The 20377-nt window shown below is 65.9% G+C and carries 17 protein-coding genes; 11 read left to right on the top strand and 6 right to left on the bottom strand.

The window, feature by feature from the left end; translation table 11 throughout:
* Window positions 1-14: 14 nt before the first annotated feature.
* Window positions 15-1019, bottom strand: a complete 1005-nt coding sequence (locus tag QZM35_RS19905; RefSeq protein WP_301776666.1) for a helix-turn-helix domain-containing protein — start codon at window positions 1017-1019, stop codon at window positions 15-17.
* Between the two features lie 152 nt (window positions 1020-1171).
* Between QZM35_RS19905 and QZM35_RS19900 the strand changes: the two genes are divergently transcribed.
* The gene (locus QZM35_RS19900) at window positions 1172-1855 is read left to right on the top strand and encodes a cysteine hydrolase family protein (RefSeq protein WP_301776665.1); all 684 of its coding nucleotides are present in this window, start codon (window positions 1172-1174) and stop codon (window positions 1853-1855) included.
* A gap of 101 nt (window positions 1856-1956) precedes the next feature.
* Here QZM35_RS19900 and QZM35_RS19895 read toward each other — a convergent pair whose 3' ends face one another.
* On the bottom strand, window positions 1957-2598 hold the full coding sequence (locus QZM35_RS19895) for a TetR family transcriptional regulator (RefSeq protein WP_089426224.1): 642 nt from the start codon (window positions 2596-2598) through the stop codon (window positions 1957-1959).
* A gap of 401 nt (window positions 2599-2999) precedes the next feature.
* Between QZM35_RS19895 and QZM35_RS19890 the strand changes: the two genes are divergently transcribed.
* The 7 genes from QZM35_RS19890 (at window position 3000) to QZM35_RS19860 (ending at window position 11852) form a co-directional block, all read left to right on the top strand.
* Entirely contained in the window at window positions 3000-4274 is a 1275-nt protein-coding gene (locus tag QZM35_RS19890) for an efflux RND transporter periplasmic adaptor subunit (RefSeq protein WP_089426223.1), read from the top strand.
* A 15-nt stretch (window positions 4275-4289) separates the two neighbouring features.
* Complete coding sequence (locus QZM35_RS19885) at window positions 4290-7490, top strand: efflux RND transporter permease subunit (protein ID WP_069248738.1); 3201 nt, start codon at window positions 4290-4292, stop codon at window positions 7488-7490.
* Window positions 7490-9013 carry an efflux transporter outer membrane subunit gene (locus tag QZM35_RS19880; RefSeq protein WP_089431638.1) on the top strand — a complete coding sequence of 508 codons (1524 nt, stop codon included), beginning with the start codon at window positions 7490-7492 and terminating at the stop codon, window positions 9011-9013. Before QZM35_RS19885 ends, QZM35_RS19880 begins: the two co-directional genes overlap by 1 nt.
* A 483-nt stretch (window positions 9014-9496) precedes the next feature.
* A complete protein-coding gene (locus tag QZM35_RS19875) occupies window positions 9497-10174 on the top strand; it encodes a PAAR domain-containing protein (RefSeq protein ID WP_089426221.1) in 678 nt (225 codons plus the stop codon).
* A complete protein-coding gene (locus QZM35_RS19870; RefSeq protein ID WP_089426220.1) occupies window positions 10171-10725 on the top strand; it encodes a hypothetical protein in 555 nt (184 codons plus the stop codon). The genes QZM35_RS19875 and QZM35_RS19870 overlap by 4 nt, the downstream gene beginning before the upstream one ends.
* A complete protein-coding gene (locus QZM35_RS19865; protein ID WP_089426219.1) occupies window positions 10722-11375 on the top strand; it encodes a M35 family metallo-endopeptidase in 654 nt (217 codons plus the stop codon). Before QZM35_RS19870 ends, QZM35_RS19865 begins: the two co-directional genes overlap by 4 nt.
* A gap of 57 nt (window positions 11376-11432) precedes the next feature.
* Window positions 11433-11852, top strand: coding sequence for a hypothetical protein (locus QZM35_RS19860; RefSeq protein WP_143329844.1), 420 nt, complete (start codon window positions 11433-11435; stop codon window positions 11850-11852).
* Window positions 11853-12101: 249 nt separating this feature from the next.
* On the opposite strand, the gene QZM35_RS19855 is transcribed toward QZM35_RS19860, so the two are convergent.
* Window positions 12102-13478, bottom strand: a complete 1377-nt coding sequence (locus QZM35_RS19855) for a nucleobase:cation symporter-2 family protein (protein ID WP_174972934.1) — start codon at window positions 13476-13478, stop codon at window positions 12102-12104.
* 439 nt (window positions 13479-13917) lie between these two features.
* Here QZM35_RS19855 and QZM35_RS19850 point away from each other — a divergent pair, with 439 nt between their 5' ends.
* From QZM35_RS19850 to fghA, 3 genes are all read left to right on the top strand, one after another.
* Window positions 13918-15369 carry a xylulokinase gene (locus QZM35_RS19850; RefSeq protein ID WP_301776664.1) on the top strand — a complete coding sequence of 484 codons (1452 nt, stop codon included), beginning with the start codon at window positions 13918-13920 and terminating at the stop codon, window positions 15367-15369.
* Between the two features lie 275 nt (window positions 15370-15644).
* Window positions 15645-16751: an S-(hydroxymethyl)glutathione dehydrogenase/class III alcohol dehydrogenase gene (locus QZM35_RS19845; protein ID WP_011353045.1), complete on the top strand. Its 1107-nt coding sequence runs from the start codon at window positions 15645-15647 to the stop codon at window positions 16749-16751.
* Window positions 16752-16767: 16 nt separating this feature from the next.
* Window positions 16768-17616, top strand: a complete 849-nt coding sequence (gene fghA, locus QZM35_RS19840) for an S-formylglutathione hydrolase (RefSeq protein WP_301776663.1) — start codon at window positions 16768-16770, stop codon at window positions 17614-17616.
* 138 nt (window positions 17617-17754) lie between these two features.
* Here the strand turns inward: fghA and QZM35_RS19835 are convergent, their stop codons facing one another.
* The 3 genes from QZM35_RS19835 to QZM35_RS19825 are packed head-to-tail and all read right to left on the bottom strand — an operon-like array spanning window position 17755 to window position 20356.
* A complete protein-coding gene (locus QZM35_RS19835) occupies window positions 17755-18537 on the bottom strand; it encodes a metal ABC transporter permease (RefSeq protein ID WP_027789245.1) in 783 nt (260 codons plus the stop codon).
* Window positions 18530-19426, bottom strand: a complete 897-nt coding sequence (locus tag QZM35_RS19830; RefSeq protein ID WP_089431633.1) for an ABC transporter ATP-binding protein — start codon at window positions 19424-19426, stop codon at window positions 18530-18532. The genes QZM35_RS19835 and QZM35_RS19830 overlap by 8 nt, the downstream gene beginning before the upstream one ends.
* A 15-nt stretch (window positions 19427-19441) precedes the next feature.
* Window positions 19442-20356, bottom strand: a complete 915-nt coding sequence (locus QZM35_RS19825; RefSeq protein ID WP_089431632.1) for a zinc ABC transporter substrate-binding protein — start codon at window positions 20354-20356, stop codon at window positions 19442-19444.
* Window positions 20357-20377: the final 21 nt, after the last annotated feature.

The following is a 20377-nucleotide window of genomic DNA, read 5'->3' as shown; positions in this document are numbered from 1 at the left end:
GCTCGCCGCGCGCGTTACCGCACGACATCGGCGCCGCGAAATTCCCTTCGATATGCCGACGGCGACGTGCCGAGCGCGCCCGCGAAATGCTGGCGCAGTGACACGCTCGACCCGTAGCCGGCCGCCTGCGCGATCGCATCGATCGATTGCCCGGTGGTTTCCAGCAGATGCTGCGCGCGCGCGAGCCGCTCGGCCTGCAGCCACGCAGTGATGGTCGTGCCGGTCGCCTGGCGGAAGTGGCGCGTGAACGTGCGCCGGCTCATCAGCACGCGTTCGGCGAGCGAATCGACGCTGTGTGCGGCGTCGAGGTGGGCGCGCACCCAGTCGAGCAGGCCTGCGAGCCGCGCATCGCGCGGGTGCGCGGCCACCGGCTGCGGCACGTACTGCGCCTGCCCGCCCTGCCGGTGCGGCGGGATTACGAGGCGGCGCGCGATCTGGTTCGCGGCGTGCGAGCCGAAGCGCAGCCGGACGACGTGCAGGCAGCAGTCGAGCCCGGCGGCCGTGCCGGCCGACGTCATCAGGTTGCCGTCTTCCACGTACAGCACGTCCGGATCGAGCTTCACGCGCGGAAAGCGTCGTGCGAAGTCGTCGGCCCACGCCCAGTGCGTGGTGGCCGGGCGGCCGTCGAGCAGGCCGGCCGCGGCGAGCACGTAGGCGCCGAGGCACAGCCCGACGAGTTGCGCGCCACGCGCGGCGGCCGCGCGGACGGCGTCGAGCAGCACGTCGGGCGGCGCTTCGTCCGGGTCACGCCAGGCCGGCACGATGACGATGTCCGCATCGTCGAGCCCGTCGAGCCCGTACGGCGCGGTGATCGTGAAGCCGCCCGTCGTCGACAGCGGGCCACGTTCGGCCGAGCAGACGCGGAACTCGAACGCGGGCGAGGCGGCCGCGTCGCGCTCCTTGCCGAACACGACCGACGGCACCGACAGATGGAACGGGCTGATGCCGTCATACGCGATCACGGCAACGACGGTCGGAGCAGGCTGGGCGGTCCGGGTGGACGAGGCGGCGGCGGTCATGGCGGGCTCCGGAATGGCGATGGCCCGATTTTATCGAAGAATGGCTATCGGGCCACTGTCCCCGTGAACGATGCGCGCCGACAATGCATCGCATCGCGCCGCTGGCCGTCCCGTTCCGGGGCGGGGCCGCGCCCCCGGACCAGGAGCCCGTCATGTCGAACGCCGTCCCGCATTCCGCTTCCCAAGCCGTTTCCCGTCCGGCTAACCGTCGCGCACTGATCGTGATCGACGTCCAGAACGAATACGTGACGGGCAACCTGCCGATCGAATATCCGCCGCTCGACGTGTCGCTCGCGAACATCGGCCGTGCGATCGACGCCGCGCATGCGGCCGGCGTGCCGGTGATCGTCGTCCAGCACGTCGCACCGGCCGGCGCGCCGATCTTCGCGCCCGGCTCCGACGGCGTCGCGCTGCACGCGGTCGTTGCCGGCCGGCCGTATGCGCACCTGATCGAGAAGAGGCAGGCAAGCTCGTTCGCCGGGACCGACCTCGCCGCGTGGCTCGACGCGCACGGGATCGACACGCTCGCGGTGGCCGGCTACATGACGCACAACTGCAACGCGTCGACGGTCTATCACGCGGCGCACGCGGGGCTGAATGTCGAGTACCTGAACGACGCGACGGGTGCGCTGCCGTACGAGAACGAAGCAGGCGCGGTAAGCGCCGAGGAGATTCACCGCACGTACGCGGTCGTGTTCCAGTCGAATTTCGCGGCCGTGATGTCGACCGATGCGTGGATCGCGGGACTGGCCGGTGCGCCGATGCCGAAGCGCGATTCGGTCGCCGCGTCGAACCGGCGGGCCCGCGCGCAGCGTGCGAACATGAAGGCGGCCTGAAACAGCAGGGACAGGGGGGAGGGCGCGGGCAGCGCGTTGGCGCGGCCCGGCGCGCCGCCCGATGAAACAGACAACGCCGCAAGCGAGCGCTCGTCGCGCGGTCAGTCGCCGTCCTTCAGCATCGCCGGGCTGAAGCGCAGCATGTCGAAACAGCCGTCGACGAGCTTTTCCGCATGCTGCTCGGCGTCGATCTCGTCGGGCAGCATCAGCATGTCGCGCACGAAACCGCTGACGAGCGTGTGCAGCATCAGCGTCGCGCGCCACGTATCGAGCCGCTCGGGCAGCAGCTTGAGCCGCACGGCCCCCGCGAGATCGGCATCGATCGCGTGCAGCGCCTCGCTCATGCCCGCACGGTTGCGCTGGAGCAGCGGCTCCAGATCCGCGACGTACTCGCACTTCATGAACAGGATGCTGAACACGCGGCGCAACTGCGCGTCGCGCTGCACGCCGAGCAGGCACCAGATCAGGATCTGCCGGATCTTCTCGAGCGGATTGCCGCCCGGCGCGTCGAGCGGCATCCGCTTCAGCTCGTCGATCGGCAGAAACACGCGGTCGAACATCGCGTCGAACAGTTCGCTCTTGTTCGCGAAATGCCAGTAGATCGCGCCGCGCGTCACGCCGGCATGCTGGGCGATGTCCGCGAGCGACGTGTGCGACACGCCCTTCTCGAAGAACACGTGTTCGGCGGCGTCGAGAATGCGGTTACGCGTCTCGAGCGCCTCCTCCTTGGTACGTCTGACCATGTGCAGGCCTGATTGGAATGATCGTAGGTGAATTTAGGGTCTGCAACCCTCGGCGCAGTCATATAGACTGGCTATGCTTGCGATTGGTAACAATCCGTAAGACTGGACGGCAGGCGGGGCACAAACGGGCTTTTTACATACATTCATGAATGTATATACAATACCACCCTACGATCGAATGACCCAAGTGGCAATCAGTTAATATCCCACTCTGCTGATTCCCGCCAAAGTTCCAGTCCGCAGTGCGGGGCAACCTGTCGGCACGGAGGTTTCGTGCCGCTTGCTGTATCTAGCAGTCCAGTATTTCAGGTGTTCGATCTGCGCCGTGAGGCGCATCCGTGTCGCGCTCCCTCCGGTCGGGTGCGGCACTTATTCCATTGGTTATACACAGAGGTCGCTCCATGCGCGTCGAACGGGTTCCATACCGCTTAATCACTGTCGCGACGGCCGCCGTTTTCCTGGCCGCGTGCGGGAAAAAAGAATCGGCACCGCCGCCGCAAACGCCGGAAGTCGGCGTCGTCACCGTCCAACCGCAAGCCGTACCGGTCTTCAGCGAACTGCCGGGCCGCACCAGCGCATTCCTCGTCGCGCAGGTCCGCGCGCGGGTCGACGGCATCGTGCTGCGTCGTGAATTCACCGAAGGCACCGACGTCAAGGCCGGCCAGCGTCTGTACAAGATCGATCCGGCGCCGTACGTCGCCGCACTGAACAGCGCGAAGGCAACGCTCGCGAAGGCGCAGGCGAACCTCGTCACGCAGAACGCCCTGGTCGCGCGCTACAAGGTGCTGGTGGCCGCGAACGCGGTCAGCAAGCAGGACTACGACAACGCGGTGGCCACGCAGGGCCAGGCCGCGGCGGACGTCGCGGCCGGCAAGGCGGCGGTCGATACCGCGCAGATCAACCTCGGCTACACCGACGTCGTGTCGCCGATCACCGGCCGCGTCGGCATCTCGCAAGTGACGCCGGGCGCGTACGTGCAGGCGAGCCAGGCGACGCTGATGTCGACGGTGCAGCAGCTCGATCCGGTGTACGTCGACCTCACGCAGTCGAGCCTCGAAGGCCTGAAGCTGCGCCAGGACGTGCAGAGCGGCCGCCTGAAGACGAGCGGCCCGGGCGCCGCGAAGGTGTCGCTGATCCTGGAAGACGGCAAGACCTACTCGGAAGCCGGCAAGCTGCAGTTCTCGGACGTGACGGTCGACCAGGCCACCGGTTCGGTGACGATCCGCGCGGTGTTCCCGAACCCGGGCCGCGTGCTGCTGCCGGGCATGTTCGTGCGCGCACGGATCGAGGAAGGCGTGAACGAGAACGCGTTCCTGGTGCCGCAGATCGGCGTCACGCATGACCAGAAGGGCCAGGCGATCGCGATGGTGGTGAACGCCAGCAACAAGGTCGAGCCGCGTCCGCTGAAGACCACCGGCATGCAGGGCGCGAACTGGATCGTCGAAGGCGGTCTGCAGGCGGGCGACCACGTGATCGTGCAGGGCGGCGAGAAGGTGCGCCCGGGTGCGACCGTGAAGTCGGTACCGGCACAGCTCGCACCGGCGGCCGCAGCCGCATCGGGCGCCGCCGCCACCGCCGCGCCGGCTGCCGCCGGTTCCGGCGCCGCTGCCGCTTCCGGTGCTGCCGCATCGGGCGCCGCGCCGGCGAGTGCTGCCGCTGCTTCGAGCGCGCAATAACAGGGAGCCTGTTTCATGGCAAAGTTTTTTATCGATCGCCCGATCTTCGCGTGGGTGATCGCCATCATCCTGATGCTGGCCGGGGTTGCGGCGATCTTCACGCTGCCGATCTCGCAGTATCCGACGATCGCGCCGCCATCGATCCAGATCACCGCGAACTACCCGGGCGCTTCCGCGAAGACGGTGGAAGACACGGTGACGCAGGTGATCGAGCAGCAGATGAGCGGTCTCGACAACTTCCTGTATATGTCGTCGACCAGTGACGACTCGGGCAACGCGACGATCACGCTGACCTTCGCGCCGGGTACCAACGCCGACATCGCACAGGTTCAGGTGCAGAACAAGCTGTCGCTCGCGACGCCGATTCTGCCGCAGGTCGTGCAGCAGCTCGGCCTCTCGGTGACGAAGTCGAGCAGCAGCTTCCTGCTGGTGCTCGCCTTCAACTCCGAAGACGGCAGCATGAACAAGTACGACCTCGCGAACTTCGTGGCGTCGCACGTGAAGGACCCGATCAGCCGGTTGAACGGCGTCGGTACCGTCACGCTGTTCGGCTCGCAGTACGCGATGCGGGTCTGGCTCGATGCGACCCGCCTGACGAACTACGGCCTCACGCCGGTCGACGTGTCGACCGCGATCTCCGCACAGAACGTGCAGATCGCAGGCGGCCAGATCGGCGGCACGCCGTCCACGCCGGGCACGATGCTGCAGGCGACGATCACCGAGTCGACGCTGCTGCAGACGCCCGAGCAGTTCGGCAACATCCTGCTGAAGGTCAACCAGGACGGCTCGCAGGTTCGCCTGAAGGATGTCGCGAAGCTCGAGCTCGGCGGTGAAAACTACAACTTCGACACGAAGTACAACGGTCAGCCGACCGCGGCACTCGGTATCCAGCTCGCGACCAACGCGAACGCGCTGGCGACCGCGAAGGCCGTACGCGCGAAGATCGACGAACTGGCGCCGTTCTTCCCGCACGGCCTCGTCGTGAAGTACCCGTACGACACGACGCCGTTCGTGAAGCTGTCGATCGAGGAAGTGGTCAAGACGCTGCTCGAAGGTATCGTGCTGGTGTTCCTCGTGATGTATCTGTTCCTGCAGAACCTGCGGGCGACGATCATCCCGACGATCGCGGTGCCGGTCGTGCTGCTCGGCACGTTCGCGATCATGTCGATGGTGGGCTTCTCGATCAACACGCTGTCGATGTTCGGCCTCGTGCTCGCGATCGGCCTGCTGGTGGACGATGCGATCGTGGTGGTGGAGAACGTCGAGCGGGTGATGGCGGAAGAGGGCCTGTCACCGAAGGAGGCGACCCGCAAGGCGATGGGCCAGATCACCGGCGCACTCGTCGGCGTGGCGCTCGTGCTGTCGGCGGTGTTCGTGCCGGTGGCGTTCTCGGGCGGCTCGGTCGGCGCGATCTATCGTCAGTTCTCGCTGACGATCGTGTCGGCGATGGTGCTGTCGGTGCTCGTCGCGTTGATTCTGACGCCGGCCCTGTGCGCGACGATCCTCAAGCCGATCCCGCAAGGGCATCACGAAGAGAAGAAGGGCTTCTTCGGCTGGTTCAACCGCACGTTCAACAACAGCCGCGACAAGTACCACGTCGGCGTGCACCACGTGATCAAGCGCTCGGGCCGCTGGCTCATCATCTACCTGGTCGTGATCGTCGCGGTCGGCCTGCTGTTCGTGCGCCTGCCGAAGTCGTTCCTGCCGGATGAAGACCAGGGCCTGATGTTCGTGATCGTGCAGACGCCGTCGGGCTCGACGCAGGAAACGACCGCGAAGACGCTCGCGAACATTTCCGACTACCTGCTGAAGGACGAGAAGGAAATCGTCGAATCGGCGTTCACGGTCAACGGCTTCAGCTTCGCCGGCCGCGGCCAGAACTCCGGTCTCGTGTTCGTTCGCCTGAAGGACTACGCGCAGCGTCAGCATGCGAACCAGAAGGTGCAGGCGCTGATCGGCCGGATGTTCGGGCGCTACGCGGGCTACAAGGACGCGATCGTGATCCCGTTCAACCCGCCGTCGATTCCTGAACTCGGCACCGCTGCCGGCTTCGACTTCGAGCTGACGGACAACGCGGGTCTCGGCCACGATGCGCTGATGGCCGCGCGTAACCAGCTGCTCGGGATGGCCTCGAAGGATCCGACGCTGCAGGGTGTGCGTCCGAACGGCCTGAACGATACGCCGCAGTACAAGGTCGACATCGATCGCGAGAAGGCGAACGCGCTCGGCGTGACGGCGGATGCGATCGACCAGACATTCTCGATCGCGTGGGCGTCGAAGTACGTGAACAACTTCCTCGATACCGACGGCCGGATCAAGAAGGTCTACGTGCAGGCAGACGCACCGTTCCGGATGACGCCGGAAGACCTGAACATCTGGTACGTGCGCAACGGGTCGGGCGGGATGGTGCCGTTCAGTTCGTTCGCGACCGGTCACTGGACATACGGTTCGCCGAAGCTCGAGCGCTACAACGGTGTGTCGGCGATGGAAATCCAGGGTCAGGCCGCACCGGGCAAGTCGACGGGTCAGGCGATGGCCGCGATGGAACAGATCGCGAAGAAGCTGCCGGTCGGTATCGGCTACTCGTGGACGGGCCTGTCGTTCCAGGAAATCCAGTCCGGTTCGCAGGCGCCGATCCTGTATGCGATCTCGATCCTCGTCGTGTTCCTGTGTCTGGCGGCGCTGTATGAAAGCTGGTCGATCCCGTTCTCGGTGATCATGGTGGTGCCGCTCGGCGTGATCGGCGCACTGCTCGCGGCAACGATGCGCGGCCTCGAGAACGACGTGTTCTTCCAGGTCGGCCTGCTGACGACCGTGGGCTTGTCCGCGAAGAACGCGATTCTGATCGTGGAGTTCGCGCGCGAACTGCAGATGACGGAGAAGATGGGGCCGATCGAGGCCGCGCTGGAAGCGGCGCGCCTGCGGCTGCGTCCGATCCTGATGACGTCGCTCGCGTTCATTCTCGGCGTGATGCCGCTCGCGATCAGCAACGGCGCGGGCTCGGCGAGCCAGCACGCAATCGGTACGGGCGTGATCGGCGGGATGATCACGGCGACGTTCCTCGCGATCTTCATGATCCCGATGTTCTTCGTGAAGATCCGCGCGATCTTCAGCGGCGAGAAGGAAGACGTCGACGAGGCGCTGCGCCTGGCTCAGGAGCACTCGCACCACGAAGAGAAGCCGGGCAACGGCGACGAAGGCAACAAGGGACAGTGATGATGCAAAAACACGCTTTGACTGCAATCGCGGTCGCGCTCTTTGCCACGGGCTGCACGATGGCGCCGCATTACAAGCGGCCCGATGCACCCGTCGCGCAGGCGTACCCGGCCGGTGGCGTCTACGCGACGCAGCCGGGTGCGGCCGGCGCGCGCAGCGCGAACGGGCAAGCTGCGACCGCCATCGGCTGGCGCGAGTTCTTCGTCGATCCGCGCCTGCAGCGGCTGATCGAGATCGCGCTGAAGAACAACCGCGACCTGCGCGTGTCGGTGCTGAACATCGAGGCGGCGCGCGCGCAGTACCAGATCACGCGCGCGGGGTTGTTCCCGACGCTCGACGGCACGGGCACGGGCAATATCCAGCGCGTGCCGCAGGGTCTTTCGCAGACCGGTGCGCCGTACATCTCGCGCGCCTACAACGTCGGCCTGTCGGCGTCGTGGGAACTCGACCTGTTCGGCCGCGTGCAGAGCCTGAAGGATCAGGCGCTCGCGCAGTACCTGTCGACCGCGTATGCGCGGCAGGCGTCGGAGATCTCGCTGGTGTCGCAGGTGGCTGACCAGTACCTGACGCTGCTGTCGACCGATGACCTGCTGCAGGTCACGGAGAACACGCTGAAGACCGCGCAGGCGTCGTACGACCTGACCAAGCTGCAGTTCGACAACGGCACGGGCTCCGAGCTCGAGCTGCGTCAGGCGCAGACGGTGGTCGAGACGGCGCTCGCGAACCAGCAGGCGCAGGCGCGTGCGCGTGCACAGGCGTTGAACGCGCTGGTGCTGCTGGTCGGCGAGCCGCTGCCGGACGATCTGCCGGCGGGCATGCCGCTCGACGCGCAGAACCTGCTGACGGACGTGCCGGCAGGCCTGCCGTCGGATCTGCTGACGCGTCGCCCCGACGTGATGCAGGCCGAGCAGGCGCTGCTGGCCGCGAACGCGAACATCGGCGCGGCGCGCGCGGCGTTCTTCCCGAAGATCTCGCTGACGGGCGCATTCGGCACGGGCAGCCCGACGCTGGGCGGCCTGTTCAAGGCCGGCACGGCGGCGTGGTCGTTCGCGCCGAGCATCGCGCTGCCGATCTTCGAGGGCGGCGCGAACATCGCGAACCTCGATCTTGCGCACGTGCAGAAGCGCATCGAGATCGCGAACTACGAGAAGGCGATCCAGTCGGCGTTCCGCGACGTGGCGGACGGGTTGGCCGCACGCGGCACGTACGACCAGCAGATCGCGGCGCTGGAGCGCAACGAGCACGCGCAGCAGCGTCGCTTCGACCTGTCGGACCTGCGCTACAAGAACGGCGTGGACAGCTATCTGTCGGTGCTGACCGCGCAGACGGACCTGTATTCCGCGCAGCAGTCGCTGATCAGCGCACGTCTGGCACGCTGGACGAACCTGGTCAACCTGTACCGCGCACTCGGCGGCGGCTGGATCCAGCATGCCGGCGAAGCGCCGCGCGCGCCGGATGCACCGGTCGACTACGACAAGGCGGCCGCTCCGGCGCCTGCGTCGGCAACGGCGACGAACGGGTAAGTGCAGTTATCCTGCCTGCGTGCGGTCGCTTCGCGCGCAGGCAGGACGTTGTTAGTCCTGTCGTAAGCTGGCCGTTACGAACGATGCGAAGCGTAACGAAGGAAACGTAAGGCTAGTCCATGATTGTTGGTCCTTAAGTGCGCGGTAACCACGCGTGGGAATGCTGCGGCGATCCACGCGGGACACGCGTGTACATCTGCAGTGGGCGCGAAATCCAGGGGCCTGGCGCCGTCGAGCACGACGCGTACGGACTAACCGTGCAGATTCTCGTTTCGCCCAATCGATGATCATCCCTCTCCGGTGGTCTGTAGCCCGGCCGCCAAATCCCCGCTCATTTCGCCCAATTCAGGCTCATTTGCTGTTGGACGGTCTTTATAACGATTAGTTATACGAAATTCGAACTCGTCTGATTGGTTCTTCTTTCTCGTCCGTGCAAATTTTGCTTGAAGCGTTTCTCACCCATTGTCGAGAAAGGAAATCCGGATGAAGAGCGAGCAGACTGCACCGACCCATCTTTTTGCCACCATCGGCGCGCTCACTGAGCGCGGTGGGCGGGTAACCGAGGCCACGAGCGGCCTCACAGTCGCCGGGCTTGTCGTTGCCCGTGTTGGCGATGTCGTCACTTACGAGGATGGCAGCGAGGCCGTCATTGTGGATGGTGCAGGCGAATATGCGATTTGCAGCGACAAGCCGTTTGCGCTGGTGGGTAGCAGGTTGAGCAACGGCGATCGTATCGTCGAAACGCTTCAGCGGTTGTCGGGAATTCACGTACCGGCTGGCGAAACGGCCGGAGGGTTGTTTAACGAGGATTATGCGCCGCCGCCTGCACTGCCGCGATACAGGTTGGCTGTACGAGGAGCCACGACCGCGCGAGGCGGTGCGTTGCGCGAAGCTACCGGCACGTGGGACACCGGTGTTGGGCTTGGCAAGGCTGGCGTCGTGGGTAATCAAATTCACTACGCAGACGGTTCGACCGCGCGAATCATAAGCGGTCTTGGGCTGGTGGATAACGGAGACTTCCAGCCGCTGGCTTTCGTCGGTAGCGAACTAGATAACGGCGACGTCATTACCGATAGCCCTGAGCGTAATGGTCTGGTATCTGCTAACGCCTTCACAGTGGTGAAACGTTCAACCGTTGTGCATCGAGGCGAGACCTCATGATTCGTTATTTCCTTGCCAAAGGGGATCAGGGCGGCAGCGCCACGATTACGGAAGGATTGGAGGACGTAACCTGTTCCAATCCGCCGCCGCGCGTGCATATCGCAACGCTGTACATGAAGACGTACTGCACGGCATGCAAGCAGGAAGGGTTTGTCGCCCCGGAGGGCCCACGCTGGCCGGGCACAGGGCCAAACGGCAAGCCGTGGGCGTTGAGTGGTGATATCAACGTCTGCGATTGCAAGCCGCCACCTGTTTTCTATGCCGAGCGCGGCATGAAGATGACATTTACCGCAGACGAGGTGGCGCGGTTGACGGGGAAGCATGGCTTAGGCGTCGCCCCTGTAAGAAGAGGCATGGCAGTCCACGATCAGCAGTTCGTTATTCGCAACAAGAAATCCAGGAAACCTGTTGTGGGCGCGCGGTATTGGATCACAAATTGCCGTGGCGACGTGCTGGCTTCAGGGATTACCGATGCGCAGGGGCATACCGTGCGAGTGATCACGCCGGAGGCTGAATCGGTAAAGCTCGAGGTCATCGGAGAAATAGAATGAGTGACGGTGATCGTGTGGCGATTGCAGAGGCGATGACGGACACGAAAGAAGGTTCGTTAATCGAAGCATTGATATCGAATGGGCCACCCATCTGCCCAAACATGACTGATGCGGAATTTCGCCGTATGGTCCTAACGTTACGCGATAGAGCCGTACAAATGATTGATGTACGGCTCGTAGACTTGCGCAAGTGGGGGGCGCTCGAACGTCAACGCGTCGCAACGTGGTTTGGCTCAAGCGATGAAACGATTCGGCAACGTCTGACAGTCGGCCTCGCACGAGTAAGTCGGGTGATGCGCGATCTCAAGCCTGGAAACTTTGTTCGTCAATCAGAGGAGCTTGATCGATATCTTGGTTGTACGCCGAACAACAAGGACCCTGATGGTGCCGTCGCTCATGTTTGCGCCCCTGACACCGCTACACATACTATTTGTATCCACGAAAAATTTTGTGGGATGCGCCCCATATCCAGTGCGAAGGACTCGATGCTATCGACTCTGATTCATGAGTGCACTCACTTCTCCGACACTTTTGGCGCTCAGGATCATCAATATTTCATGCGCAAGTGCTTGGTCTTGGCTCGGACGCGCCCCGATCTCGCAATCAACAATGCGGATAGCATTGCCGGGTATATTATCTATGAGGATTAGAGGCAGTGTGGCAGCGCGATCCTGGTTGAATCTGATTGGGTCCAACGGAAAATTGATATGGTAAAAGGACCTGCATGTATCGCACTCGCATTTTTCTCGGCAGGGACATTCGCCTGCTCCCCAGTCCATACACTTGATGTTTCGTTTGAAAGAGATTCTGCCAAGGTGTCCAGCGATGAGATCACAAGGCTGGCCAATTGGGCGATAGACCTTCAACTCAAATATCCCAATCTCGATCGTACGTCTGTCGGTGGCCTTGCCGAAGCTGACGAAAGACAGCCGCACGTGCTGGCTCAACAACGCGCGGAAAGTATCAAGGGGCTTCTAGTCACATTGGGGCTTGGTCGAGCACCTATCGACGTCGATGCCAGGCTTTATAAGTCGCATCATTTGAGCGGTGTGCCGGATAATGGCCGACGAGTAGAAATCGACTTCCTTCCCGGTTGCCCGCATGAATGTCCTTGCCAAGTGAAATGAGGCCTTGGCCGCGAGCCGCCGCGCAGTGCTGCACATTTTGATGGTGTGAAGCAACCCCTTGCACACCATGCAGTAAGCGCCGGCCGTCACAAGCCGGCGCGTGCTTGGTGTGTCCGTCACAGCACTTCGCACGATCGCTCCGTGCGTCCCCGCCTTTCGCCGCACCCGCAAAGCAAAACGCCACGGCATGCCGTGGCGTTTTTCGTTACCGCTTACCGCTTCTCCGCGCCGTCGTCCGGCGCGAGGCGATCAGTGGTGCACGTCGGCGGGACGCCCGTCGAAGTCGTGTCCGGCGCGACGGATGTCGCAGCGTGCGTCCTTCTCGCCTTTCACGCCGTTGAACACGATGTTCAGGATCACGGCCGTCGCCGATGCCAGCAAAATGCCGCTGTGCAGGATCGGCGCGAGCGCGGGCGGCAGCTTCGAGAAGAAGTGCGGGGACACGACCGGCACGAGGCCCATGCCGACGCTCACGGCGACGATGAACAGGTTGTGCGTGTTGTTCACGAAGTCGACCTTCGACAGCACCTTGATGCCGTTCGCCGCCACCATCCCGAACATCACGATGCCCGCACCGCCGAGCACGAACGGCGGCACCGATGCGACGACCTGCGCCATCTTCGGGAACAGGCCGAGCAGCACGAGGATCACGCCGCCGGTGGCGCACACGAAACGGCTCTTCACGCCCGTCACGCCGATCAGGCCGACGTTCTGCGAGAACGACGTATGCGGGAACGAGTTGAAGATGCCGCCGATCAGCGTGCCGAGGCCGTCGACGCGCAGGCCGCGCACGAGGCGCTCCTGGTTGACCGGGCGATCGACCATGTCGCCGACCGCGAGGAACATGCCGGTCGATTCGATGAACGTGACGAACATCACCGTGACCATCGTCACGATCGACAGCGGGTCGAAGTGCGGCAGGCCGAAGTGGAACGGCATCACGAAGCCGACCCAAGGTGCGTGCGCGACGCCGTCGGTATTCACGCGGCCGATCGCGAAGGCGATCGCGAAGCCGGCGACGATGCCGAGCAGCACCGAGATGTTCGCGACGAAGCCGCGGCCGTACTTGTTGATCAGCAGGATCAGCGTAAGCACGAGCAGCGACAGGCCGAGATAGACGGGGCTGCCGTATTCGGGGTTGCCGACGCCGCCGGCTGCCCAGTTGATGCCCACTTCCATCAGCGACAGCCCGATCACTGCGATCACGGTGCCGACGACGACGGGCGGGAAGAACCGCAACAGCTTGCCGATCATCGGCGCGAGCACGATGCCGATGATGCCGGCCGCGATGGTCGAGCCGAAGATGTCGAGGATGCCGAGGCCGGGGTTGGTGCCGATCGCGATCATCGGGCCGACTGCCGCGAACGTGCAGCCCATGATGACGGGCAGGCGGATCCCGAAGATCCACAGGCCGAGCGTCTGGATCAGCGTCGCGATGCCGCACGAAAACAGATCGGCGCTGATCAGGAACGCGATCTGGTCTTTCGGCAGCTTGAGCGCGGCGCCGACGATAAGCGGCACGGCGACAGCGCCGGCGTACATGACGAGGACGTGCTGCAGGCCAAGCGTTACCAGCTTGCCGGTCGGCAGCACCTCATCGCACGGATGGACCGTGTTCGATTGCATCTGTCTCACTCCATGATCTTGTTTTCGGGGTGATACGAAGTTATGCGGAATGAATCAACGCAACAAGAGCGCTGGGTACTATTCCGTTCTTTGCTGGTTCGATATGCCATTTCGGCATGGAACAGGGTGTCGATCATCGGGAAACGGCCGCAGGAGTGAGGTTCCCCGGTTTTATAGCCCTTCAAAATAGCGCCGGCCCCCGTGTCAAATATAGGCCGCCTTATGGTGTGTATCGGGTGGGCGGCATAGTGGCAAAAAGTGCCTGGGAAAAATCGTGCCGGGTTAACCCGCGAACGGCCGCTTTTGCCTGCAAGGTGCAGCCGGGTGGAACCCGGCCGGCGACCGCGTGTTCGGCCCGCCGCGGTAGCGGCAAAAAACGGGGCGCGCATCACGATCCCGTTATCATCGACATCCGTTCATTCGAATTCGCCCTCACGTCATGCGCCTGCTCGGAATCGACCTCGGCACCGGCTCCGTCAAACTCGTCACGCTCGATGCCGACGGCGTCGAGCGGGCAGTCGCGAGCGAACCTTATGCGCTGTCGTCGCCGCAGCCCGGCTGGGCGGAGATCGTGCCCGATACGTGGTGGCAGGCGCTCGTGCGCGCGGCCGCGCGGCTGCCGGCCGACGAGCGTGCGCAGGTGGCGGCGATCGGGTTCTCGGGGCAGATGCACGGTGTCGTGCTGATCGACGCGGCCGGGCAGCCGGTGCGTCCCGCGCTGCTGTGGCCCGACACGCGCGCGGTGCGCGAAGCGGACGTGGCCGATTGGCCGGCCGCCGGCTTGCCCGTCGCCCCGAACCCCGTCGCGCCGGGCATGGCCGGCCCGCTGTTGCGCTGGCTGGCCACGCATGAACCCGAAGCGCTGCGCGCCGCGCGCTGGGCCGTGCAGCCGAAGGACTGGCTGCGCATTGCGCTGGGCGGCGACGTCGCGGCCGATCCGAGCGACGCGTGCGCGACCGCGCTCGCGACACCCGACGGTGCATGGGATCTCGTGTTGATCGACGCGCTCGGCCTGCCGGCCGACCGGTTCGCACCGGTCCTTCCGTCGAGCGCGCGCTGCGGCACGCTCGGCGCGCAGGCGGCCGCAGCGCTTGGCCTGCCGGCCGGCGTGCCGCTGGCGACGGGCGCGGCCGACACCGCATGCGCGGCGCTCGGCAGCGGGCTGGCCGCCGCCGGCGACGCGCTGCTGACGACCGGCAGCGGCGGCCAGATCGTCGTGCTCGCGGATGCGCTACCGCCCGCACGACGCGGGCTGCATCGCTATCGCGCGGCGGCCGGCGGCGGCTATTACACGATGGCCGCGATGCAGAACGTCGGGCTCGCGCTCGAAGCCGTGCGCGGCTGGCTCGGCTACGCGCAGTGGGCCGATGCGTATGACGACGCGTTCGCCCACGCGGCGTCGGAACGCCTGTGCTTCCTGCCGTACCTGACGGGCGAGCGTTCGCCGTGGATGAACCCCGATGCGCGCGGCGGCTGGCTCGGCCTCGGGCTCGGCGACACGCGCGGCGCGATGATGCGCGCCGCGTTCGAAGGCGTCGCGTTCGCGTTGCGCGCCGGGCTCGATGCGATCCGCGATGCCGAGCGCGGCGATCCGGTCGCGATGCTGCGTCTCGCGGGCGGCGGCTCGGTCGATCCGCGCTGGCGCCAGTTGCTGGCCGATGCGCTCGGCGCGTCGCTCCACGCGATCGACTGCCCGAACGCCGCGACGCGCGGCGCCGCGCTGCTCGCGGGCGTCGCGATCGGGCACTGGCGGGAAGACGCGCTGCACGCGCTGGCGCCGGCCGCGTCGCCGGTTGCCGCGCCGCACGACGATCGCGCGCTGGCCGCGCGCCACGCACGCTTCGTCGATCTGTATGCGCGAACGGATGCATGGTTCACGACGGGCGATTAAACTCGAACACTTGTTCTTTTGCGCCAGCGATGACGCATCGTGGCAAGCCGGCGACCGTTTCCCGCACGCGATGCGCGGCCGGACCGGCCATCATGGCGAGCACGAGATTCTTTCGCCGTGCCGTGCGCGATGCCGCCCGGCACGGCTTCGACCGCTTTGCCTGGAACCCGGGGCGAAGCATGGAACCGGCGTCGGTGCTCGCGCACCCGCGCCGGCCGACATGAGCGCTGACGCGCCGACCCGGGCCGACCTCACACACAGACAGGAGTCACACGATGAAGACGAAAGCAGCGATTGCATGGAAGGCGGGCGCGCCGCTGACGATCGAGGAAGTCGATCTGGAAGGGCCGCGCGCCGGCGAAGTGCTGATCGAGGTGAAGGCGACGGGCATCTGTCACACCGACTACTACACGCTGTCGGGCGCCGATCCGGAAGGGATCTTCCCGGCGATCCTCGGCCATGAAGGCGCGGGCGTCGTGGTCGACGTCGGCCCCGGCGTCGGCACCCTGCGCAAGGGCGACCACGTGATTCCGCTCTACACGCCGGAATGCCGCGAGTGCAAGTTCTGCCTGTCGCGCAAGACCAACCTGTGCCAGAAGATCCGCGCGACGCAGGGCAAGGGCCTGATGCCCGACGCGACGTCGCGCTTCTCGCTCGACGGCAAGCCGCTGTTCCACTACATGGGCACGTCCACGTTCTCGAACTACATCGTCGTGCCGGAGATCGCGGTGGCGAAGGTGCGCGAGGACGCGCCGTTCGACAAGATCTGCTACATCGGCTGCGGCGTGACGACGGGCGTCGGCGCGGTCGTGTACTCGGCGAAGGTCGAGGCGGGCGCGAACGTCGTCGTGTTCGGCCTCGGCGGCATCGGCCTGAACGTGATCCAGGGCGCGAAGATGGTCGGCGCGGACAAGATCATCGGCGTCGACATCAACCCGAAGCGCGTCGAGCTCGCGAAGAAGTTCGGGATGACGCACTTCATCAACCCGAACGAAGTCGAGAACGTGGTCGACCACATCGTGCAGCTGACCGACGGCGGCGCCGACTACTCGTTCGAATGCGTGGGCAACGTGAAGCTGATGCGCCAGGCGCTCGAATGCACGCACAAGGGCTGGGGCCAGTCGTTCATCATCGGCGTGGCGGCAGCCGGCGAGGAAATCAGCACGCGTCCGTTCCAGCTCGTGACGGGCCGCGAGTGGAAGGGGTCGGCGTTCGGCGGCGCGCGCGGCCGCACCGACGTGCCGAAGATCGTCGACTGGTACATGGAAGGCAAGATCAACATCGACGACCTGATCACGCACACGCTGCCGCTCGAGCGGATCAACGAAGGCTTCGACCTGATGAAGGCCGGCGAGTCGATCCGTTCGGTCGTGCTGTACTGACCGGGAGCGCACCGCGATGCTCGAACTCGTTTCCTCGCATGCGTGCCACGGCGGCGAGCAGCGTTTCTACCGTCACGATTCGGCGGCCGTCGGCCTGCCGATGAAGTTCTCGGTGTACCTGCCGCCGCAGGCCGCGCACGGCCGCGTGCCGGCGCTGTTCTATCTCGCGGGGCTCACGTGCACCGACGAGACGTTCGCGATCAAGGCCGGCGCGCAGCAATACGCGGCGCAGCACGGCCTCGCGCTCGTGATGCCCGACACGAGCCCGCGCGGCGCGGGCGTGCCGGGCGAGACCGATGCGTGGGACTTCGGCGTCGGCGCGGGTTTCTACGTCGATGCGACCGAGGCGCCGTGGTCCGCGCATTACCGGATGGAGTCGTACGTGACGGGCGAGCTGCGCGAGCTCGTCGCGGCCGAGCTGCCGATCGACGGCGCGCGGTTGGGGATCTTCGGCCACTCGATGGGCGGGCACGGTGCGCTGACGCTCGCGTTGCGCCATCCGGGCCTGTACCGGTCGGTGTCGGCGTTCGCGCCGATCGCCGCGCCGACGCGCTGCCCGTGGGGCGAGAAGGCGTTCTCGGGTTATCTGGGCGCCGATCGGGAAGCATGGAAGGCACACGACGCGAGCGAACTCGTCGCGCGTGCCGACGCGCCGAAGTTCGCGGACGGCATCCTCATCGATCAGGGTCTTGCCGATCAGTTCCTCGCGAACCAGCTGAACCCCGACGTGTTCGAAGCCGCGTGCGCGAAGGCCGGCCAGCCGCTGACGCTGCGCCGCCATCCGGGCTACGACCACGGGTACTACTTCATCTCGACGTTCATCGCCGATCACATTGCGCATCACGCGCGCGTGCTCGTACGATGAGCGGGAAGGGAAGCAGCTAACGCTTACGTCGGCACACGGCGCGCGGCACGATCGCGGGCGCATGAAAAAACGCCGGCGCTGCCCTCGGGCACGCCGGCGTTTTCTATTTCCTTCGGGCGGCAATCCGCCTGGCGGTGCTCAGTGGCGCCGCAACAGGCTCGCGCCGTACACGAGCGCCGACAGCGCGGTGATCCAGAAGCTCGTCGGCCAGTCGGTGTGATACGCGAGCACGATGCCGAGCCACGCTTCGAACAACGCGAACAGCGCGGCGAGCAGCACGCCGGTCGACAGCCGCGTCGTCACGTTCTGCGCGGCGGCAGCCGGCCCGACCAGCAGCGTGAACACCAGCAGCACGCCGACGATCTGCGTCGCCGCGGCCACCGCGAGCGCGCACACCGCGAGGAACAGCATCGACACCGTGCGCAGCGACACGCCCTTGGCTTCGGCCAGTTCGGGCTGCAACGACGCGAACAGCAGCGGCCGTGCGATCAGCGCGAGCGCGAGCAGGCTCACCGCGCCGATGCCGGCGAGCACCGCGAGCGTGTCGTGGCTCACCGCGAGCACGTTGCCGAACAGCAGTGCGGTGACCTGCGTCGCGAACGACGTGTAGAAATGCAGGAACAGCAGGCCGAAGCCGAGCGCGCCGGACAGGATCACGCCGATCGCGACGTCGCGGCCCGCGAGCTTCTCGCCGAGCGCGCCCATCCCGATGCCGGCCGCGAGCGTGAAGCCGACCATCCCCCAGATCGGCGAGATGCCGAGCAGCACCGCGCCCGTCGCGCCGGTGAAGCCGACGTGCGACAGCGCATGGCCGGCGAAGGTCTGCCCGCGCAGCACCAGGAAGTAGCCGACGATGCCCGCGAGCACCGCGACGATCCCCGACGCCGCGAAGGCGTTGATCATGAAGTCGTATTCAAACATCGTGCGAATGCCCGGGATGAGCGTGTCCGTGGTGGTGATGGCCGTGGCCGCCGCCACCGCCACCGCCGTGCGAGTGACCATCGTCGTCCTCGTGTTCGTGATCGTGCTTCTCGACCTCGACGTCGCCCGACATCACGAAGATCTTGCCGTTCACGCGCATCACGTCGATCGGCGAACCGTAGAGCCGTGACAGCACCGGCTTCGTGATCACCTCGTCGACGGTGCCGAGCGCGGCCACGCCGTTGCCGAGATACAGCACGCGGTCGAGCGCGTTCAGCAGCGGATTCAGTTCGTGCGCGGAGAACAGCACGGTGATGCCGAGCTCGCGCTGCACGTTGCGCACGAGTTCGACGACGCCGCGCTGGTGGTTCGGGTCGAGGCTGATCAGCGGCTCGTCGAGCAGCAGCAGCTTCGGGTTGCCGAGCAGGCACTGCGCGAGCAGCAGGCGCTGCCGCTCGCCGCCGGACAGTTCCGACAACGGCCGGCGCGCGAGCGTCGGGCCGCCGACGAGGTCGAGCACGCGGTCGACGTCGCGGCGCGTCGCCGCGTTCGTGTGCGGCAGCCCCCAGCGGTGGCCGTCGGCGGCCATCGCGACGAAGTCGTAGCCGCGCATCCGGCGGTTCGCGAGGCCGCTTCGGATCTGCGGCATGTAGCCGATCGACGCGTTGCCGCGCACGACCGGCACACCGCCGACGGACAGCGTGCCGGCCGACACGGGCACGAGGCCGAGCACCGCGCGCATCAGCGTCGTCTTGCCCGCGCCGTTCGGCCCGAGCACGCCGACGAATTCGCCGGGTTCGATCGAGAAGCTGACGTCGCGCAGGATCGTGCGCCCGCCCAGTTCGAGCGTGACGCGATCGACGGCGAGTGCGTGAGGAGTGACGGTCATGTCGTTACGGAGTGTTTATTTCTTGCCGGCGGCCAGCGCGGTCGAGAGCGCGTCGAGCTGGCCGGCCATCCATTGCTGGAAGGTCTTGCCGGCCGGCTGCGTCTCGGTGACGCTGACGGTCGGCACGCCGCCGTCGCGCGCGATCTTCAGCATGCGCTTGGTCATCGGTTCTTCGGCCTGGCTGTTGTAGATCAGCACTCGTACCTGCTTCTTGCGCAGGTCGTTCTCGAATGCGGCGACGTCCTGGGCGCTGGCTTCGGTGTCGTTCATCGTCGCGAGCTGGAAGCGCTGGTTGCGCATGTCGAGGCCGATCGCGTCGGACATGTAGCCGAACACGGGCTCGGTGGCCGTCACCGGCACGCCCTTGTACTGCGCGCGCAGCGCGGCGACCTTGTCGTCGACGGGCTTGAGCGACGCGACGAACTTCTGCAGGTTCGCATCGTATTCGGCCTTGTTCGCCGGGTCGGCGCGGCCGAGCTCGGCCGCGATCGCGCGCGCGGCGGCCGGCATCGTCGCCGGGTCGTACCACAGGTGCGGGTTGTCGCCGGCCTTCTTGCCGACCAGATCGGCGACGACGATCGTCGCGCGCTTGGCCTGCTTCGACGCGCCGAGCAGCTTGCTCATCCACGGATCGTAGTTGGCGCCGTTGTAGATCACGACCTGCGCGTGCTGGAGCGCCCGGGCGGTCTTCGGGCTCGCTTCGAACAGGTGCGGATCCTGGTCCGGATTGCTGAGGATGCTCGTCACCGCGACATGGCTGCCGCCGATCTGCGACGCGACGTCGCCGTAGAAATTCTCGGCAGCCACGACGTTGACGGTCGCGGCCTGCGCCAACGCGGGCGCCGCGAGCGACAGGGCGGCAACGGTGGCGGCGAGCCAGCGGACAGGCGACAGGGCGCGCCGCGGCGCGCGCTTCAGGGCAATGGACATGGAACTCCTCGTTGGAAGGGG

Source organism: Burkholderia sp. AU45274 (genome assembly GCF_030482505.1).
In the GTDB taxonomy this organism is placed as follows: domain Bacteria; phylum Pseudomonadota; class Gammaproteobacteria; order Burkholderiales; family Burkholderiaceae; genus Burkholderia.
The sequence above is the reverse complement of the archived record's forward strand: the minus strand, read 5'-3'. Positions and strand labels throughout refer to the sequence as shown.

Excerpts from the sequence above, each read along its gene's own strand:
- QZM35_RS19905 (WP_301776666.1), bottom strand. The coding sequence starts at position 1,019 with ATGACCGCCGCCGCCTCGTCCACCCGGACCGCCCAGCCTGCTCCGACC.
- QZM35_RS19900 (WP_301776665.1), top strand. The coding sequence starts at position 1,172 with ATGTCGAACGCCGTCCCGCATTCCGCTTCCCAAGCCGTTTCCCGTCCG.
- QZM35_RS19895 (WP_089426224.1), bottom strand. The coding sequence starts at position 2,598 with ATGGTCAGACGTACCAAGGAGGAGGCGCTCGAGACGCGTAACCGCATT.
- QZM35_RS19890 (WP_089426223.1), top strand. The coding sequence starts at position 3,000 with ATGCGCGTCGAACGGGTTCCATACCGCTTAATCACTGTCGCGACGGCC.
- QZM35_RS19885 (WP_069248738.1), top strand. The coding sequence starts at position 4,290 with ATGGCAAAGTTTTTTATCGATCGCCCGATCTTCGCGTGGGTGATCGCC.
- QZM35_RS19880 (WP_089431638.1), top strand. The coding sequence starts at position 7,490 with ATGATGCAAAAACACGCTTTGACTGCAATCGCGGTCGCGCTCTTTGCC.
- QZM35_RS19875 (WP_089426221.1), top strand. The coding sequence starts at position 9,497 with ATGAAGAGCGAGCAGACTGCACCGACCCATCTTTTTGCCACCATCGGC.
- QZM35_RS19870 (WP_089426220.1), top strand. The coding sequence starts at position 10,171 with ATGATTCGTTATTTCCTTGCCAAAGGGGATCAGGGCGGCAGCGCCACG.
- QZM35_RS19865 (WP_089426219.1), top strand. The coding sequence starts at position 10,722 with ATGAGTGACGGTGATCGTGTGGCGATTGCAGAGGCGATGACGGACACG.
- QZM35_RS19860 (WP_143329844.1), top strand. The coding sequence starts at position 11,433 with ATGGTAAAAGGACCTGCATGTATCGCACTCGCATTTTTCTCGGCAGGG.
- QZM35_RS19855 (WP_174972934.1), bottom strand. The coding sequence starts at position 13,478 with ATGCAATCGAACACGGTCCATCCGTGCGATGAGGTGCTGCCGACCGGC.
- QZM35_RS19850 (WP_301776664.1), top strand. The coding sequence starts at position 13,918 with ATGCGCCTGCTCGGAATCGACCTCGGCACCGGCTCCGTCAAACTCGTC.
- QZM35_RS19845 (WP_011353045.1), top strand. The coding sequence starts at position 15,645 with ATGAAGACGAAAGCAGCGATTGCATGGAAGGCGGGCGCGCCGCTGACG.
- fghA (WP_301776663.1), top strand. The coding sequence starts at position 16,768 with ATGCTCGAACTCGTTTCCTCGCATGCGTGCCACGGCGGCGAGCAGCGT.
- QZM35_RS19835 (WP_027789245.1), bottom strand. The coding sequence starts at position 18,537 with ATGTTTGAATACGACTTCATGATCAACGCCTTCGCGGCGTCGGGGATC.
- QZM35_RS19830 (WP_089431633.1), bottom strand. The coding sequence starts at position 19,426 with ATGACCGTCACTCCTCACGCACTCGCCGTCGATCGCGTCACGCTCGAA.
- QZM35_RS19825 (WP_089431632.1), bottom strand. The coding sequence starts at position 20,356 with ATGTCCATTGCCCTGAAGCGCGCGCCGCGGCGCGCCCTGTCGCCTGTC.